13 protein-coding genes and 1 pseudogene are annotated in these 17553 nt (G+C 67.9%); 2 read left to right on the top strand and 12 right to left on the bottom strand.

Features of this window, described 5'->3' with window-relative positions; genetic code table 11:
* Position 1: 1 nt before the first annotated feature.
* The 12 genes from acsF to bchF are packed head-to-tail and all read right to left on the bottom strand — an operon-like array spanning position 2 to position 13762.
* A complete protein-coding gene (acsF, locus tag GWI72_RS00200) occupies positions 2–1108 on the bottom strand; it encodes a magnesium-protoporphyrin IX monomethyl ester (oxidative) cyclase (RefSeq protein WP_161707371.1) in 1107 nt (368 codons plus the stop codon).
* The gene (locus tag GWI72_RS00195; protein ID WP_161674771.1) at positions 1105–1410 is read right to left on the bottom strand and encodes a hypothetical protein; all 306 of its coding nucleotides are present in this window, start codon (positions 1408–1410) and stop codon (positions 1105–1107) included. Before GWI72_RS00195 ends, acsF begins: the two co-directional genes overlap by 4 nt.
* Positions 1407–1901 (bottom strand): photosynthetic complex assembly protein PuhC, encoded by a 495-nt coding sequence (puhC, locus tag GWI72_RS00190; protein ID WP_161707369.1) that lies wholly within the window; start codon positions 1899–1901, stop codon positions 1407–1409. Before puhC ends, GWI72_RS00195 begins: the two co-directional genes overlap by 4 nt.
* 15 nt (positions 1902–1916) lie before the next feature.
* Complete coding sequence (puhB, locus tag GWI72_RS20260; protein WP_161707367.1) at positions 1917–2591, bottom strand: photosynthetic complex putative assembly protein PuhB; 675 nt, start codon at positions 2589–2591, stop codon at positions 1917–1919.
* Positions 2588–3367: a photosynthetic reaction center subunit H gene (gene puhA / locus GWI72_RS00180; protein ID WP_161707366.1), complete on the bottom strand. Its 780-nt coding sequence runs from the start codon at positions 3365–3367 to the stop codon at positions 2588–2590. Before puhA ends, puhB begins: the two co-directional genes overlap by 4 nt.
* Positions 3368–3399: 32 nt before the next feature.
* Positions 3400–4839: a BCD family MFS transporter gene (locus tag GWI72_RS00175; protein ID WP_161707364.1), complete on the bottom strand. Its 1440-nt coding sequence runs from the start codon at positions 4837–4839 to the stop codon at positions 3400–3402.
* Positions 4836–5552 (bottom strand): magnesium protoporphyrin IX methyltransferase, encoded by a 717-nt coding sequence (bchM, locus tag GWI72_RS00170; protein WP_161674762.1) that lies wholly within the window; start codon positions 5550–5552, stop codon positions 4836–4838. The genes GWI72_RS00175 and bchM overlap by 4 nt, the downstream gene beginning before the upstream one ends.
* Positions 5553–5565: 13 nt before the next feature.
* A complete protein-coding gene (gene bchL / locus GWI72_RS00165; protein WP_161674760.1) occupies positions 5566–6495 on the bottom strand; it encodes a ferredoxin:protochlorophyllide reductase (ATP-dependent) iron-sulfur ATP-binding protein in 930 nt (309 codons plus the stop codon).
* Entirely contained in the window at positions 6492–10262 is a 3771-nt protein-coding gene (locus GWI72_RS00160; RefSeq protein ID WP_161707362.1) for a magnesium chelatase subunit H, read from the bottom strand. The genes bchL and GWI72_RS00160 overlap by 4 nt, the downstream gene beginning before the upstream one ends.
* Entirely contained in the window at positions 10237–11886 is a 1650-nt protein-coding gene (bchB, locus tag GWI72_RS00155; protein WP_161707360.1) for a ferredoxin:protochlorophyllide reductase (ATP-dependent) subunit B, read from the bottom strand. The genes GWI72_RS00160 and bchB overlap by 26 nt, the downstream gene beginning before the upstream one ends.
* A complete protein-coding gene (locus tag GWI72_RS00150) occupies positions 11877–13196 on the bottom strand; it encodes a ferredoxin:protochlorophyllide reductase (ATP-dependent) subunit N (RefSeq protein WP_161707358.1) in 1320 nt (439 codons plus the stop codon). The genes bchB and GWI72_RS00150 overlap by 10 nt, the downstream gene beginning before the upstream one ends.
* Entirely contained in the window at positions 13193–13762 is a 570-nt protein-coding gene (gene bchF, locus GWI72_RS00145; protein ID WP_161707356.1) for a 2-vinyl bacteriochlorophyllide hydratase, read from the bottom strand. Before bchF ends, GWI72_RS00150 begins: the two co-directional genes overlap by 4 nt.
* Positions 13763–14623: 861 nt before the next feature.
* Between bchF and ppsR the strand changes: the two genes are divergently transcribed.
* Complete coding sequence (gene ppsR, locus GWI72_RS00140) at positions 14624–16048, top strand: transcriptional regulator PpsR (RefSeq protein WP_161674750.1); 1425 nt, start codon at positions 14624–14626, stop codon at positions 16046–16048.
* A 478-nt stretch (positions 16049–16526) separates the two neighbouring features.
* Positions 16527–17366 (top strand): annotated as a pseudogene (gene chlG / locus GWI72_RS00135) (chlorophyll synthase ChlG); the annotation flags it as partial.
* Between the last annotated feature and the right edge of the window lie 187 nt (positions 17367–17553).

The following is a 17553-nucleotide window of genomic DNA, read 5'->3' as shown; positions in this document are numbered from 1 at the left end:
CTCACCAGACGGGCTGCAGACGCGAGGTCGCCGGCAGGTCGTTCTTCTTCGCCGGGATCATGTACATGCGCAGGAAGTTGGCGCCGGCCGCCAGGCCCCACCAGGCGCGGCCGAGCCGGCCGGAGAGCCCCCCGCGCTCCGTGGCCGCCTGCATCCTGCGATTGATCCGCTCCATGCGCCGGAAGCCCTCGATGAGCGCCGGATGCTCGAGATCCAGCACCAGCGGGAAACACTGGCGCGAGATCTCGGAAGTGAGGCGGAAGACGCGAAGGTCATAGTCCTCGATGTTGACGCCCAGCGCCTTGTGGAAGGCAGGCCGCATGTGATCGCGCACATACATGGTCGCAAACACCGCCAGCAGGAAGAACTTGATCCAGAGCTTGTTGCGCCCGCGCAGCAGACGGGGATCCGAGCGGATGATCAGCGAGAACGCCTCGCCATGCGAGAACTCGTCATTGCACCACTGGCGGAACCACTTGAAGATCGGATGGAAGCGGTGCTCGGGATGCTGCTCGAGATGTCGGAAGATGGTGATGTAACGGGCATAGCCGATCTTCTCGGACAGATAGGTCGCATAGTAGATGAACTTGGGCTTGAAGTAGGTATACTTCTTGGCCTTGGCCAGAAAGCCCATGTTGACGCCAATTCCGAAGTCCTTGAGCGCGTCGTTGATGAAGCCTGCATGGCGGCTCTCGTCCCGGCTCATGTAGCCGAACAGCTCGCAGATCTCCTTGTTCTTGCCGCGCCGCTTCATTTCCTTGTACAGCACGCAGCCCGAAAACTCTGAGGTCAGCGAGGACACGAGGAAATCGATCAGCTCCTCGCGCAGGTCCGCCGGCAGGGCGTCCAGGTCGACATCGTCCCATTCCTCGTTGCGCTTGAAGTGGCCCTGGTTCGGGTCGCTGCGCATCTGGGCAATCAGCGCGTCCCATTCGACACGGACCGGTTCGACATTGATCCGGTCCATCTCCTCAAAGTCGGTGGTGTAGAAGCGCGGCGTCAGCATGGTGGACACCAGCGCGCTGCGGGTGGTGTCGTTGACGGCCGACTTGCGATCGTCAAGCGTCCTGTGGTCCGCCAGATCGGTGTTGGAAACCGGCTTGTTCATGACAGTGCCCTTTCGGTGAAGCTGAATTCGCACAGTTCCATCATGTCGAGATCGCCCGTCGCCCGGATCCAGGCGCGTTCCAGGAAGCCCGCACGCTGGATCGTCGCCTCGCGGCGGAAGCTCTCGCAGCGACCGTAGGGGATCGACACGGGCGCGCCATGGACGAAGACCTCATCGCCGGGATGCACCACGACACCGTTGTCGAAGCGCACATGCGCGCCCAGCTGATCGAACGTGTTGTTGATCTCCACGGTGCAGTCGACGGTTTCCCTGCGCCGCATCAAGGCAAAAAGCGAGTTCATTTGCGGGTACCTCCCTGATCTCCCAACAGCGCGCCGAAGGCAGCGGCATTGTCCTTGCCGAACGCCTCCAGATAGATCCGCTCGCCGGTGACGGTGTCGGAGAGGCTGACCGTGCCGGCCTCCCACCTGATGAGGCGATAGGGCGCCGTTTCGGGCACGTTTGCGACCATACGCATGCGCACGAAGGCCCGCAGAGAGCCGCGGACAAAACCGCCCTCGTCGGGTCTGTAGCTGACGATTTCCTGTCCGCTGACCGCATCGCGGACGATCACGCGGTCATCCGCCATCCGCGCGAGCGTGATGTCGCGCATGGCGGCAGGGGCTCCGGTCCGGTGCTTGATCACGCCGATGCCGGTGGTCTGGCCAAAGAGCACGGCGCCGGCGCTGAAGGCGAGAAGCAGTGCCGCGCCGGCGAGGATCCGCGTCGGGAACGGGTTGCTGCGGCGTCCCGTGCGGTCCGCCAGATAGCCGAGGTGCGAGGCCGGTGCCATGATCGTTTCTCCTCCTTATTCCGCGGCCGCCATGGCGCCCGGAACTGCTGCAGGCGTCGCGGTCTCCGGGGTGACCCGGGCATGTCCGGACGTCGCTGCCGCATGCTGCGTGATCGCAAGGGCAAGCACGCCGGCCACCTGACGGGCGTCCGGCAGGCAGATCAGGCTCGGCTCGGGCTCCGCAAGGCGAAAGCCGCGGACATGCGGCCACTGGATCAGCCAGGACAGGCGATGCCCGGGCTTCAGCGCGAGGGCCACGTGCCCGGCCCGCCCGCCGAGCCCGCCCAGCGCGACCGCGTTGACCTGGGCATAGGGCAGGTTCAGCGACATCGAGAAGGCGACACCGAAGCGGATCACGACCCGGCGGGAGGTGATCGTGTAGAGCGTCGTCCGTTCGACGGCGAAGGCATAGATCTCGATCAGCCCGAGAACGAGGGCGGCCAGGGTCGACAGGACGGCGACCGAGAACAGGATGCCGGCGACCGGCCGCCCGTCATAGAGGCCCGATGCGACACCCCAGGCGATGAGCACCGCGAAATAGGCGGCGATCCAGCGGTTCTTCAGCACGTGACGGGCAAAGAGCCGGGCCGATGGCCGCCCCTGCCAGAGCTGCACTTCGCCCGCCGGAAGATAGCCGGGAAGGCCGGGCACGGGCTCGATCTCATGCTCGCGAGCAACGAACTGTTTCACAGCAGTGGCTCCTGGCGATCGCTCAGGGCATAGAGAAGGCCGCTGCCGTAATAGGCGGCGATCTTGTCTTCCTCGAGCCGGGTGACGGTGTCGGCGGCCGCAAGCGCCGGCACATCGGCGAACTGTGCGGCCGTGATGGCATGGACATACAGGCAGGGCTTGTCGCCGCGACCGCGCTTGATCACGACGAAATTGTTCGGCAGCAGCACCGTCCGCCCGCCGGCTGCAAGCTCGACCTCATAGTACCGCAACAGCTGTTCCGAGCGGTCCACCCACACGTCCCGCACGATGCCACCGCTCTTGAGATCGCAACCGAACACCGGCAGGCCGCGCGGATCGAGTTCCCCTTCGGCGATGGCAAAGCCTTCGGCCTGGCTCAGCGGCACGATGCGCAGATCGCCGTGGGCGGTGAGGTCCGCAATGTTCTCGCGCTCGGCCCAGGAACCCGGACCGACGCCTGCCAGCATCGGATTGCCGGTCGGGACGTAGGGATAGCCCGGCGCGCGCGACAGGCGCTCGGCGTTCAGCGGACGCGTGTCGCGCTTGAGATCCGGCACCTGGCGCGTGCCCTGGCCGAAGGGCAGGACGAAGGTCTTCCTGTCCGGAACGAAGAGCCAGGGGCGCTTGTCGTAGGCGCCGGTGACATCGTCCTCGAGCGGATAGCCTTCGCGACGATCCTCGCCGCGCAGGTACCAGATCAGTCCGGCAAAGAAGATCCAGAACGCATAGAGCACCAGCTGAGCGACATCTATGCTGCCGACAACAGAACCAGTCATGGTTACGCCTCCTTCTTCGGCCGCCCGTGGCATCAGCCAGGCATGTCGGCCAGTCCAAATCGCATGGGTGTGGTGGGGCCCTGGTTGTAGCTGCGCCCGGTCAGAGGCCCCAGCACGGCCAGGCAGAGGAACAGGAGTCCGATCTCGAGGTGGTAGACCGCGAGGTAGCCGGTGGCAGGCGTGTCCAGCGCCACGCCCAGCCCGCCATGCACGGCCATGGCATTCACCGCGTTCTTGATCAGCCCGCCGAGAAGCAGGCTGAGGCCGATTGCGGTTGCCTGCACGGCGCCCCAGGCGCCGACGACGATGCCGCTGTCCGACCGGACCGAGATGCCCATGGCCGCAAGCATGGTGCCGACGGCAAACAGCCCGCCGCCGAGCCCGACCGCAGCCGCTCCGGCATAGAACAGGCCCTGCAGGCCGAGCGGTGACGCGAGGATGACGGCGGAGAAGGCCCCCAGCCCGATCAGCACGCCGCGGGCCGCGACCCGGTACATCTGCGCCCCGTGATTGAGGCTGCGAGCCGCCCAGGCAAAGCCCGCCAGCGTTCCGGCTGCCCACAGCCCGGTCAGAAGCGTCGTCTCGCCCACGCTCATGCCGAGGATCTCCCCGCCATAGGGCTCGAGCAGGATGTCCTGCATCGAAAAGGCGGCCGAACCGATCGCCACGGCGACGAGCAGGCGCAGCGCGCCCGGATTGCGCCGGTAGGTCGCCAGCGCCGCGCCGAGGCGCTGGGTATCGTGGGCATGGGCGGTGCGGGCCGGATCGCGTGCTTCCTGCTTCCACATGGCGATCACATTGAGGACGATGGTGAGCACCGCCGTTCCCTGGATCACCTGGATGAGGCGCACCGGCGCAAAGTCGGTGAGCAGGAGGCTGTAGAACAGCGAGGCCGCCATCATGCCGACCAGCAGCATGACATAGAGCAGCGCCACGACCCGTGGCCGCTTCTCCTCCGGCACGATGTCGGTGGCCAGCGCCAGTCCGGCAGTCTGGGCCATGTGCATCCCGAAGCCGGTGAGCAGGAACGCAAGGCCTGCGCCCGCCGCTCCGGCCCAGGACGGCCCGAGGGTCTGTGACTGCAGCAGGAGCAGGGCGAAGGGCATGATCGCCAGACCGCCGAACTGCAGCAGGCTGCCCAGCCAGATGTAGGGAACCCGTCGCCAGCCGAGAACGGACCGGTAGGTGTCTGACCGGTGCCCGAAGACGAGCCGCAGCGGCGCAGCCAGAACCGGGATCGCGATCACCATCGAGACCAGCGCCACCGAGACGCCCAGTTCGACGATGAGCACCCGGTTGAGTGTCCCGTTCAGCAGCACCATCACCCAGCCGGCCGAGACCTGGAACAGGGCAAGGCGAAGCAGTCGCGGCAGCGGCACTTCGGCGCTCGCCGCATCGGCAAACGGCATGAAGCGCAGTCCGGCCTTCTGCCAGAACGCCACCATCCTGCGATTTGCAGACTGCAACATCATGGGCGCATGACCTCCACGGCCTGGGATGTGTAGAACCCGATCGAGATCCGGTGGCTGCGGCCGGCAACCCAGCCGTCCATGGCGGGCTGGCGGACCAGATCGGCCACCAGGCGCGCGGGATCGGTCGGATAGATCGCCGGTGCCCGGTCGGCCCGCGGGAAGACCTTGCCGATCATCAGCATCGCCTTCAGCAGGGACGAGCTCGGCGCAAGCGTGACCATGAGCCGGCGCCGGGTGCGCGCCGCCATCTGTTCCAGCACCCGGCGGGCATCCGCCGGCGCGTAGTGGATCAGCACGTCCATCGCCACGATGGCATCGAAGGTGCCAAGCTCCGGGGCCAGCATGTCGCCGGCGCGAAACTCGACCTGTCCGCCGAGATCCCCGCTGCGGGCCTGCTGTTCGGCCGCCCGTTGCCAGGCAAAGGCGACCATCTGTGCCGACAGGTCGACGCCGACCACGTCGGCACCGCGGGCGGCAAGCTCGAGCGACAGCACGCCGGAGCCACAGCCGGCATCGAGGATGCGCCAGCCGGTGAGGTCCTGCGGCAGCCATCCCGAGAGGGTGTTGCGCATGTCCTCGCGGCCCTTGCGCACGGTGGCGCGAATGCCGCTCACCGGCTGGTCGCTGGTCAGCCGCTTCCAGGCGTCAAGGGCGGTCCGGTCGAAGTAGTGTTCGATCTCGCTGGTCCGGCGCAGGTAACTGGTCTGGGACATCGTCGGCCGCCTCTCACTCGAACCCGAGAAATTCAAAGATCTCGCGATCCTTCATCGGCTCCGCCTGCAGCGCCGGCGTGCCGGCCCACAGCCGCTCGGCCAGCTGCAGGTATTCGTTCTGGATGGCGCGGATCTCCGGCGCATCGCCCATCTCGAACAGGGTGCACTTGCGCAGGCGGCTCAGGCGGACATGGTCGGAATCCGGCACATGCGCCAGGCGCTCAAGGCCGACAGCGGCATTGTAGCGGTCGATCTGGTCGGTCTCGCGCGACCGGTTGGCAATGACACCGCCGAGGCGGACCTCGTAGTTCTTCGACTTCGCCTTGATGGCCGCGACGATCCGGTTCATCGCGAACACGCTGTCGAAATCATTGGCAGCGACGACGACCGCGCGCTCCGCATGCTGCAGCGGCGAGGCAAAGCCGCCGCAGACCACATCGCCCAGCACGTCGAAGATGACGACGTCGGTGTCATCGAGCAGGTGATGCTCTTTCAGGAGCTTCACCGTCTGGCCGACCACATAGCCGCCGCACCCGGTGCCGGCCGGCGGTCCACCGGCCTCGATGCACTGCACCCCGTTGAAGCCGGCCACCATGTAGTCCTCCGGCCGCAGTTCCTCGGTGTGGAAGTCGACCTTCTCCAGGATGTCGATGACGGTCGGGATCAGGCTCTTGGTCAGGGTGAAGGTGCTGTCATGCTTGGGATCGCAGCCGATCTGCAGCACGCGCTTGCCGATCTTGGAAAAGGCCACCGACAGGTTCGACGAGGTCGTCGACTTGCCGATGCCGCCCTTGCCGTAGACGGCAAAGACCTTGGCACCGTCGATCTCCATCGTCGGGTCGAGATGGACCTGGACGCTGCCCTCCCCGTCGGCGCGCTCCTGCAGTCGCTGGGCGATGCGCGCATCGCGCTCGGACGTCTTGGGATGCGTGTAGAGGTTCATTCGGCTGCCTCCGTCACCAGGCCTTCCAGCCGGTCTTCGAGTTCTTCCCCTGCCTTGCGCAGGGCTGCGAGCGTTTCGGCATCGGGCTGCCAGAAGTTGCGGTCCTGGGCCTCGAGCAGCCGGGCCGCAACCCGGGCGGCGGCGGCGGGATTGAGGTCGGACAGCCGCCGGCGCATCGCGGCATCCAGCACGTAGGTTTCGGTAATCTGCTGATAGATCCAGGGCTCCACACCACCGGTGGTGGCCGACCAGCCCAGCGTGTTGGTGACGCTGGCCTCGATGTTGCGCACGCCCTCGTAGCCGTGCTTCAGCATGCCCTCGTACCACTTCGGATTGAGGGTCCGGGTCCGCGTTTCGAGAGCCACCTGTTCGGCCAGCGTGCGCACCCGCGCCTCGCCCTGGGTCTGGTCGGAAATGTAGACCGGAAGCTCCGCGCCGCCCTTGGCCCGCGACACGGCCTTGCTGAGCCCGCCCAGCGTGTCGAAGTAATGCTCGATCGTGGTAACGCCGATCTCGACGGACTCGAGGTTCTGGTAGGCCATGTCCACATCGGCCAGCACCGCATCGAGCAGGGCCGTCTGGCGGCTGGTCTTGCCCTTGCGGCTGATGGCGAAGCTCTTGCGGCTGGTGTAGGTGTCGGCGATCTCGTCGTCGTCGGACCAGGCCGAGGACGTGATGAGCATGTTGACGTTGGCGCCGTAGGTGCCGTCGGCGTTGGAAAAGACCCGGTAGGCCGCCGTTTCGAGATCGCAGCCCTTGGCGGCGCAATAGGCCAGGGCATGCTTGCGGATGAAGTTGAGCGTCTCGGGCTCGTCTGCCGTCGCCGCCAGATAGCTCGCCTCGGCCAGCATGCTGGCCTGGATCGGCAGCAGATCACGGAAAATGCCCGAAAGGGTCATGACCGCATCGATGCGCGGGCGCTTCAGCTCCTCCAGCGGGATCAGTTCCGCGCCGCAGACCCGGTTGTAGGCGTCCAGCCGAGGCCGCGCGCCCATCAGCGCCAGCGCCTGCGCCAGCGGGGCGCCGCCGGTCTTGAGGTTGTCGGTGCCCCACAGCACCATGGCGACCGTTTCCGGCAGCCGCCCGTCGGCCTGCATGTGCCGCTCCAGCACCAGCGCCGCCTGGCGCATGCCGTCGTCCTGGGCGAACTTGCTCGGGATGCCGAAGGGGTCGAAGCCGTGGATGTTGCGCCCGGTGGGCAGCAGATCCGGCGTGCGCAGCAGGTCGCCGGAGGGCGACGGCGGCACGAAACGGGCATCGAGCGCCCGCACCAGCCCGTCAAGCTCGCGGTTGTCCGACAGGTTGCGGTCGATCTCGACCAGCTTGCCGACCAGCTGCCGGGCCTCCGGATCGAGGGTGGCCAGCGCCTCGGTGACGGCCGCGCTGTCGCCGGCGGCAATGCTCGCCAGCAGCGCCGGATCCGGCAGGGCGACGGTCCCGGCCGACAGGCCGGTGGCCATGTGCTGCAGCATCTCGGCGCGCTCGCGCGGGCCCATTCCGCGCCCGATCACGTGCAGACCGTCGGGAATGAGCGCGTATTCCATCTCCGTGACCATCGCCACGAGGCGCAGCACGAAGGCCTCGGTCGTCAGGTCCTGCGTGCCGGAGGTGAGACCCAGCTGCTCCGCCTGGCTGCGGATGACGAGAAGGAGCCGCTCCCGCTCGGCATCGACGCCGGGCGCAAGGCCGCGGTAATGGTCGAGACTGGCCTTCAGGCCCTGCAGTCCCTTGTAGAGACCGGCTTCGGTGACCGACGGCGTCAGGTAGGAAATCAGCGTGGCGGCCGAGCGGCGCTTGGCGATGGACCCTTCGGACGGATTGTTCGCAGCATAGAGATAGTAGTTCGGCAGGGGCCCGAGCAACCGGTCCGGCCAGCAGGTGCCGGAGAGGCCCGTGTGTTTGCCCGGCATGAACTCCAGCGCGCCGTGGGTGCCGAAATGCAGCACCGCATGCGCCCCGTAGGTCTTCCGCAGATAGGTGTAGTAGGCGGCGAAGGCATGGTTGGGCGCAAAGCCGCCCTCGAAGAGCAGCCGCATCGGATCGCCTTCGTAGCCGAAAGGCGGCTGGATGCCGACCAGAAGCTTGCCGAACTGCCGGCCCAGAACATGCAGGCCACGGCCATTCGACAGCACGCGTCCGGGTGCAGGACCCCACTGGGCCTCGATGTCGGCGAGATGCGGCTCCTGGCGCAGATGGTCGTCGGCCGCGACGGTCACATGCACGTTGGCCTCGGTGCCGTGACGGGCCGCATTGCCGTTGAGGAGCATGTCCTGCAAGGTCGCCGCATCGGCGGGAACCTCGACGTCATAGCCCTCGGCCCGGAGCCGGCGCATGGTCTCGAACAGGCTCTCGAACACGGACAGGAACGCGGCCGTGCCGATGTTGCCGCCATTCGGCGGGAAGTTGAACAGGGTAACGGCCAGCCGGCGGTCGGCGCGCGGCGTACGGCGCAGGCGCACCAGCGCCGCAAGACGGTCGGCCAGCAGTCCGACCCGCTCGTCATCCGGACGCATGCAGGCGCGTCCCGAGGGGCAAGCCCCCTGCTGGCGCGCACAGATGCAGGCCTGCGCGGTGTCACCCGCACTCGACCGGCCGCCGATGACCATCGAGCCGGTTGCCCCGTCAAGCTCCGGGATCGCCACCATCAGCGTGGTCTCGATCGGCGTCAGCCCCCGTGTCGAGGCCTGCCAGCCCTCCCGCGTCTGGAATTCGGTGACGCAGGCGGCCATGTAGGGCACGTCCAGCGCCTCCAGCGTGCGGGCGGCGGCCACAGGATCGCTGTAGGCGGGACCGCCGACCAGCGAGAAGCCGGTCAGCGAGCACAGCGCATCCACCGTCGGCCGGCCGTCGGCGCCGGTCATGAAGGCCTCGATGGCCGCGCGCATGTCGAGGCCCGAGCAGAACACGGGAACGACCGAAAGCCCCCGAGCCTCCAGCGCGGCGATGACCGCATCATAGTGACCGGTGTCGCCCGACAGGATGTAGGTGCGCAGCAGCAGAAGGCCGATGCTGCCCTCGGGACGGGCCGGGCGCGGGAGGTCCCGGGTCCGGGACAGGATGCGCGGCGTCATGCGCGGGTGATAGAGGCCGATTTCCGGATAGTCTTCAGGCGCGGCAGCCGTGATCCGGCCCCGCAGGGCCTTGCGCTCGCCGGCAGCATAGCGACCGACCAGGAGCCGGACCATGTTGGCGATGTTGCGGTCGGACGCGGCGATCCGGTACTGCAGCGTCAGGAAATAGGTCCGCACATCCTGGGCCGTGCCGGGAATGAACTTGAGCAGCTTGGGCAGGCGGCGAAGCATCGCCATCTGGCGCTCGCCGGCGGTGCGGCCGCTGTCGCGGCCGTTGGCCGAGCTGCCGCCGCGCAGCTTCTTCAGCAGTGCCAGCGGGCCGGTCTGCGGGCCATCCATCCGGAAGCGGCCCATGGACGTGTACTTCATGATCGTGCCGGCCGACATGCAGCAGACCATGGCATCGCAATCGCGGTGCCGAGCCTCGAGGGCATCGGCAATCGCCCGCACGTGCTCCTCGACGAAGATCATCGACACGATGATGATGTCGCCCGTCCGGATCGCCTCCCGGCAGGCCTCCAGCCGGTCCGGGTGGTCGGCCCAGTCGGTGGCGGCGTGGACGCTGAGGACGAGCCCGGGCAGATCCTCCCGCAGCAGCAGCCGGGCGTCATCCACCGCAGCCGCAATGTGATTGTCGAGCGTGATCAGGACCACCCGCACGGCGGGACGGCTATCGGGCGAAATGGGCTTTCGCATCGTACAACGTCTCCACGGTGATGGGGTGAATGCCGTTGGCAGCGGCGAAATGCTCCGTGTTGCGGCGGGCCTTGCCGCGCACGAAGAAGGGAACCTTCTTCAGCTCGCGCTCGGCATCGGCGGTCCAGAGCGCCAGGACCGGATCCTGAGCCACCGCAATGGGGCTGCCAGCCGCGGGGGCGGCAAGGGGCGCGGTCCCGGTCGCGTCTCCCGCTGCCTGTCCGGTCGCGACCTTCATCCGGTCATCGACATGCGGCAGAGCGGCGGAGCCAGCCGGCAGCGTGGTCTCGGGGCCGGCGGCCTTGGCCGAGCCGAGATGCGAGGGCGCCGCCTGGTCGTTGAACTCGAAATCATCCCGGAACATGCCGAGGAGATGTTCCTCCAGGCCCATCATCAGCGGATGGACCCAGCTGTCGAAGAGGACATTGGCCCCCTCGAAGCCCATCTGCGGCGAGTAGCGGGCCGGGAAATCCTGCACATGCACGGGGGCGGAAATGACGGCACAGGGCACGCGCAGCCGCTTGGCGATATGCCGTTCCATCTGGGTGCCGAGCACGAGTTCGGGCCGGGCCTCGAGGATGGCCGCCTCGACCTCGAGGTGGTCATCCGAGATCAGTGCCTCGATGCCGTGGCCGGCTGCGGCTTCACGGACGTCGCGGGCAAACTCGCGCATGTAGGTGCCAAGCCCGCAGACCTGGAAGCCCAGCTCGCGGCTGGCGACGCGTGCGGCGGCGATGGCATGGGTGGCATCGCCGAAGATGAACACGCGCTTGCCGGTGAGATAGGTGCTGTCGATCGAGCGGGAGTACCAGCTCAGGCGGTCCGGTCCGGAGGCGACCGCATCCGCATCGAGGCCCGCCATCGCTCGGACCTCGCGAAGGAAGTCGCGGGTCCCGCCCACGCCGATGGGCGAGGTCGACACGAACGGCATGCCGTGGGTCCGCTGCAGCCAGCGGGCGGCCGTATCGGCGATTTCCGGGTAGAGCACGATGTTGAAGGCCGCCTCGGGCAGGCGCGCCAGATCCTGCGGCCGGGCGCCGAGCGGGGCGATGACGCGGACATCGAGACCGTTGGCTGCCAGCAGCGCCGCGATTTCGCGGACGTCGTCCCGATTGCGGAACCCGAGCGCGGTCGGGCCGAGCAGGTTGCAACTGGCCCGGGGCGGCGTCCCCTGGCGCGGGGCCGAACCGGCGCAGGCCCGCACCAGACGGTAGAAGGTCTCGGCCGCGCCCCAGGTTTCCTTCTTCTGGTACGACGGCAGGTCGAGCGGCACGACGGGAATGTCGAGCTCCAGCGTTCTGGCGAGGCCGCCCGGATCGTCCTGCAGCAGCTCCGCCGTGCACGAGGCGCCGACCAGCAGCAGGTCCGGCCGGAACCGTTCGACCGCGTTGCGGCAGGCGGTCTTGAAGCCGTCCGCCGTCGAGCCGCCGAGGTCGCGCGCCTGGAAGGTCGTGTAGGTGACCGGGGGCCGGCTGTCGCGCCGTTCGATCATGGTGAACAGGAGGTCGGCATAGGTGTCGCCCTGCGGCGCATGCAGGACGAAATGCACGCCCTGCATGGAGGCGGCGATGCGCATCGCCCCGACATGTGGCGGCCCCTCGTAGGTCCACAGGCTCAGCTGCATGAGCGTCCCTCCCCCGGTTCGGCAAGATCGGTGAGAAGGCCCTGACGGCGCAGGGGCCGGGCAAACAGCTCTGCCAGGTCGCCGGCCTGCTCATAGCCCTGGATGGGGGCGAAGGCGAATTCGATCGACCACTTGGTCAGCCGGCCCTCCGCCTCGAAGGGATTGGCAAGGCCCATGCCGCAGACGATGAGATCCGGGTTGGCGCGCCGGCAGCGCTCGATCTGCAGGTCGACGTCCTGCCCCTCGGAGACGGACACGCCCGGCGGCAGCAGCGCCAGCTCGCCGGCGGAATGATCGCGGTGCAGGTACGGGCTGCCGACCTCCAGGATCTCAGCCCCGGCCTCCCGCGCGAGAAACCGGGCCAGCGATGGCTCAAGCTGGGAATCGGGGAAGAAGAAGACCCGCTTGCCGGCAAGCAGCGGCCGGTGGTGGGCAAGCGCTGCATGGGCGCGGCGCCGCGGCGCCCCGGTGACCGCCTCGACGCGGTCGGCGGGAACGTCGAAGGCGGTGGCGATTGCCTGCAGCCAGTCGGTGGTGCCTTCCTCGCCAAGCGGGAACAGGGCGTTGATGCGCCGCGCGCCCCGGGCCTCGAGGGCGGCGGCCGTGGCACCGAGATAGGGCTGGGCCAGGATGTAGCGCGTCTGCGGACCGATCACCGGGGTGGCCCGGCTGTGGCGCGCCGGCAGGAAATGCACGTCCGCAAGGCCGAAGCCGGCGAGGTAGCGGGCAAACTGGTCTTCCACGATGTCCGACAGGCAGCCGGCCACCACCAGCGCGGCGGGCCGGGCGCCCTCGGCAGCGGCGGCACCGGCGCCCGGAGCTTCGGCGACGAGTGCAGCCAGGAAATTGTCCTCGCCCTGCGTGAAGGTCGTCTCGATGCCGCTGCCGGAGTAGGACACCACACGCCGCTCGGGCGCATGCTGCCGGTTGAGCCGTTCCGCCGCCTTCGCCAGATCGAACTTGATCACCTCGGAGGGGCAGGAGCCGACCAGAACCAGCATGCGGATGTCCGGCCGACGGGCGAGGAGCCGGGCAACCACCCGGTCGAGCTCGTCATGCATGTCGGCCATGCCCGCCAGATCACGCTCGTCCATGATGGCGGTGGCAAAGCGGGGCTCGGCAAAGATCATCACGCCTGCGGCCGATTGCAGCAGATGCGCGCAGGTGCGGGAACCGACGACCAGGAAAAAGGTGTCCTGCATCTTGCGGTGCAGCCAGATGATCGAGGTCAGGCCGCAGAAGACCTCGTGCTGGCCGCGCTGGCGGATGGTGGGGGCCGGGGCGCAGGAGGAAGGGGCGATCTGGTTCATCGGGCCGCTCCTGCCGGCTTCAGGGCTGGCTGCAGGGCCGGCCGCAGCGCGGGCCCGTCCGGGGACAATGCCTGCGCCTGCCGGGCCGCATGGTCGAGACGGGCAAGGCGCAGCTTCCAGAGGAACTGTCCGGCATTGACGAGGTAGGTGGCATAGGCGGCCAGCGCCAGCAGCATCAGCCCGGCCGGCGACAGCAGCGCCAGGAACAGCGCGGCCAGATAGGCCGTGTGCAGCGCCAGCACCAGAATGGAAAACACGTCTTCCCAGAAGAACGGCCGCGCGAACAGGTAGCAGCCGAAGACTTCCTTCTCCCAGATCGCGCCCGTGACCATGATCGCATAGAGCGTCAGCGTCTTGACGACCACCGAGACCTCTGCGGGCATCTGGCCGCGTCCTGTGACGAGGAAATGCAGGATGAGACCGAGACTGACCAGAAAGACGACGAACTGGACGGGCGCCAGGATGCCCTGGACCAGCGTCCAGACGGTCCGGTCGCGCCGCTGCCGCTCTTCTTCGGTGTAGAGCAGCCCCACCGGTGCTGGTGTGCCGTATCCCGCGTCAGTCATCCGAGCCTCCCATCCGCCGCCCGATGTCGGGATCGGCAGATGAGGGAGCGTAACGCCGTCACGGCGAAAGTGTCAACTTTGATTGACGTTTATTTTTGTTTACAGGGGGTGAGGCAAGGCTCATGGTGGGAACACACTCAGTACAACCCCGGATCAACGGCGCTTGCCGACGCTTGACCCCTATCCGCAAGGCCAGGGAGGCCGACCGCACGTGAGGATCAGCGGCAACCATGACCGACAGGACGACACGGCACTCCGCGGCCGGGGAGCCGGCGTGCGGTCGTCCGGGTACATGGCCGCCGCGCCCGCCAGCAGACTGGCCGCGCCTGCCCGCAGAGTGGCTGCCGCACCTGGCTGGATCTTCGCCCGACAGAACATTGGCGCCGTCGCCTCCTCCTGCCGGGTCCCTGGCCCCGTCGCCGCCCCCCTCTCTGCGGCCTTCGCTGGCCCTGCCTCGAACGGTCTCTTGCGCTCTGCCTCGCGCTGTCGATCGCATCCGGTGCCACGGCCAGGACCTTGCGCCGCGCCGTCGGCGATCAGCTCAAGGCGCGCCGACCGCGCCAGACGGCAGGCCGCAAGCGCATATCAATCTGCGACGCCGACGCCGGTAGCCAGAGGGAGCGGCCCGTCAGCGCAGCGGCGCAATCAGGCACAAATTCAATCCCTGATTGCATTTACTTCATGTGATATTGAAGATGTTGATATACCTGTGGAAATCGGAATAAACTGGCTTTGTGACACGCCTCCAATGGCGATTAAGATTTTCGGACATATCTATTGTCCAACGCAGCTTGGGTGGCCCGAGGCGCCGGATGCCGGCAAGGCCGAAAGGGGAATTTGTTGGATCGATCGGCTCCCCCAATGACCCCGTCCTCGCTCAACTCCGACCCGCAGGACCCAGGCATCGAGAGTGATCTGCTGACGACGATCGGCACGCGGGCGCTGACTTCCCTCATCGCGATCGGTGCGGACATCGTCGGGCTGGTCGACCAGAATGGTGTCCTGCAGCGCCTTCATTACCGTAACCGCGAGCTGGACGTGTATGGGCTCGACCGCCACGTCGGCAAGCGGCTGCGCGACTGCGTCACCTCCGAGTCGGTGCCCAAGATCGATGCGATGCTCGATCCCTCGTCGCTGCAGCGGCCGCGTCGAGGCTATCAGGTCAACCATGGCGCCTCCGGCCAGCCGGACCTGCCGGTCGCCTACACGCCGCATGTCGTCGCCGGCTTCCCCTTCACGATCATCGTCGGCCGCGAGATGCGCCAGCAGATGGTCGAGCAGCAGCGGTTGGTCGATGCCCAGATCGCCATGGAGGCGGATTACCGGGAACTGCGGCAGGCGGAGGCCCGCTACCGCACCGTCTTCCGGCTGTCGGAGACCGCACATGTGGTCCTCGACGGCGAGCGCCGCACCGTTCTGGAGGCCAATGCCGCCGCCGGCCAGCTCCTGTCCGTGAGCGTCGCCGCGCTGACCGGCAAGCCGGTGCGCGATCTCTTCCGCAAGCAGGACCGCGACCGGCTGGCCGATGCCATCGGCGAGGCCCGGCACAGCGGCGAGCCGGTGATGCTGGCCGGCCTTGAGGCCACGAAGGGCTGCGCCATCGACGCCCGCCTGCAGGCCTACCGGGAATATGGCACGACCAACCTGATCATGAGCCTCTCGGCGACGCGCGATCCGGCAACTGCCGGCGCACAGAGCGCGGGGCCCGTGGAGTTCAATCTCGACCTGCTGCCCGAGGCCGCGCTGGCCACCGACCGCAGCGGCGCGATCCTGGCGGCCAACGCGCTGTTCCTGGATCTCATCCATGCGCCCACGCACAATCAGGTCCTCGGGCGCAACGCCTCGACCTGGATCGGCAAGACCGCGCTGGAGCTGAACGTGCTGCTTGCCCGCGTCGCCGATGAACGGAAGATCAGCGGTTTTGCCTCCGCCCTCACCGACAGCCATGGCGAGGAACAGTCGGTCTCCGTGTCCGCACGCTTCCACCCGGCGAGCGAGACGGTCCAGTTCCTGCTGATCCCGGTTGCAGGCAGCGACAAGCCGGCGCTGCAGCCGCAGGCAACGCAGGAACAGGCCGAGGGCTTTGCGAGCCTCGTCGGCAAGGTGCCGTTGAAGGAACTGATCCGCGAGTCGCTCGACGTGGTGGAGAAGATCTGCATCGAGGCCGCGCTTGACCAGACCAACAACAACCGCGCCAGCGCTGCCGAAATGCTCGGCCTGTCGCGGCAGAGCCTCTACATCAAGCTGAGGCGCTATGGGCTGGAGAACTATCGGCCCGGCTCCTGACGACCGCAGCCGCCTCCGCGATGGCCTGCAACGCCACCGGACGCGGACGTTGCGGAACGCGGGCTTGACGAGGCGGGCCTGACCATGGCTCACGGCCGCATCGACGCCTCCCGCGCGCCAGCCCCTGCTGCCTCTCCCGGGTCACATCCTTCGGACACGCGTCTGTTCCTGCCCGCCTGCCCCTGCTGCCCGTCCCTGCTGCCTGCCCCTGCCGCCTGTCCCTGCTGCCTGCCCCTGCCCCCGTCCCTTCTCCCGGGCGCCGGTCGCCCCGCCGCGTTGGCCGCCTTACCTCCCGCCCGCGCGGCCAGCCGCGCCGCGGGAGCGCCCGGCTGCAGCATCCAGCCCCCTCCTGCGGGGAGGGCGTCGGCCAGGGCCCGGCCGAAGCCGCTGCGGCAAGCGTCAACCTGACTGGACAGGTCAGCGCCTGATGACGCATGAGTGTCAGTTTAAATTGACACCTCCTTGACCCCGGCCTAGCATGGTCGGCATGGAACTCACCCGCTCCCCCTCGCAGCCGGGGTGGCCTTCTCCGGGGGCCGTCCTTGCGCTGCTCAAGCCGATCACCTGGTTTCCGCCGATGTGGGCCTACGCCTGCGGCGCGGTGGCGACGGGGCATGGCCTTGGTGAGCGCGTCGGCTTCGTGCTGCTCGGCGTGATCCTGGCCGGTCCGCTGCTGTGCGGCATGAGCCAGGCGGTCAATGACTGGTTCGACCGGCATGTCGATGCCATCAACGAGCCCGACCGGGTCATTCCCTCCGGCCGCATGCCGGGCGCCTGGGGCCTCTACATTGCGGTGGCGATGTCGCTCCTGTCCCTGCTCGCCGCGTGGGCGCTGGGCCCGCTGATCTTCGGGGCGTCGGTCGTCGGGCTGGCCTTTGCCTGGGCCTACAGCGCCCCGCCCTTCCGCTTCAAGCAGAACGGGTGGATCGGCAACGGGGTCGTCGGCTTCAGCTACGAGACGCTGCCCTGGCTGACGGCGGCAACCGCCATGACCGGAACACTGCCGGACCGGACGATGATCGTGGTCGCCCTGCTGTACGGCCTCGGCGCGCTCGGCATCCTGACGCTCAATGATTTCAAGGCGATCACCGGAGACAAGGCAATGGGCATCCGCACGCTGCCGGTCCTGCACGGGGCCCGGCCTGCGGCGGTGATTGCCTGCGTGATCATGGCCGGGGCGCAGGCCGGCGTCGTCGGCGTGCTTGCGGCCAGTGCCTTGCCACTGACCGCCCTGACGGTCGGCGGGCTGCTGGTCTTGCAGGTTGGCTGCATGGTGCACTTTGTCCGCGATCCGGTGGCCCGGGCCGTCTGGTACTCCGCCGTCGGCGTCGGTCTCTTCGTCAGTGGAATGATGGTGACTGCCCTCGGCCTTGCCACGCTGGCCGGGGCTGCGGGCTGAGTGCAGGCAGCGGCGCAGCAAGAAGGGGTCCGGCACGTCGGACCGTCCCGCGACGCCCGGACGATCAGGCGGCACGCGGACCGACGGGGCTGCGGCTGGCAGACCG

The sequence above is a fragment of the Pannonibacter sp. XCT-53 genome (assembly GCF_009915765.1).
Taxonomy (GTDB): Bacteria; Pseudomonadota; Alphaproteobacteria; order Rhizobiales; family Stappiaceae; genus Pannonibacter; species Pannonibacter tanglangensis.
This window is presented reverse-complemented; position numbering and strand designations above follow the sequence as displayed.

Coding starts and splice junctions, on each gene's coding strand:
- GWI72_RS00150 (WP_161707358.1), bottom strand. CDS start 13,196: ATGAACCAGATCGCCCCTTCCTCCTGCGCCCCGGCCCCCACCATCCGC.
- GWI72_RS00175 (WP_161707364.1), bottom strand. CDS start 4,839: ATGATGTTGCAGTCTGCAAATCGCAGGATGGTGGCGTTCTGGCAGAAG.
- bchL (WP_161674760.1), bottom strand. CDS start 6,495: ATGAACCTCTACACGCATCCCAAGACGTCCGAGCGCGATGCGCGCATC.
- bchF (WP_161707356.1), bottom strand. CDS start 13,762: ATGACTGACGCGGGATACGGCACACCAGCACCGGTGGGGCTGCTCTAC.
- ppsR (WP_161674750.1), top strand. CDS start 14,624: ATGACCCCGTCCTCGCTCAACTCCGACCCGCAGGACCCAGGCATCGAG.
- GWI72_RS00195 (WP_161674771.1), bottom strand. CDS start 1,410: ATGAACTCGCTTTTTGCCTTGATGCGGCGCAGGGAAACCGTCGACTGC.
- GWI72_RS00160 (WP_161707362.1), bottom strand. CDS start 10,262: ATGCGAAAGCCCATTTCGCCCGATAGCCGTCCCGCCGTGCGGGTGGTC.
- bchB (WP_161707360.1), bottom strand. CDS start 11,886: ATGCAGCTGAGCCTGTGGACCTACGAGGGGCCGCCACATGTCGGGGCG.
- bchM (WP_161674762.1), bottom strand. CDS start 5,552: ATGTCCCAGACCAGTTACCTGCGCCGGACCAGCGAGATCGAACACTAC.
- acsF (WP_161707371.1), bottom strand. CDS start 1,108: ATGAACAAGCCGGTTTCCAACACCGATCTGGCGGACCACAGGACGCTT.
- puhC (WP_161707369.1), bottom strand. CDS start 1,901: ATGGCACCGGCCTCGCACCTCGGCTATCTGGCGGACCGCACGGGACGC.
- puhA (WP_161707366.1), bottom strand. CDS start 3,367: ATGACTGGTTCTGTTGTCGGCAGCATAGATGTCGCTCAGCTGGTGCTC.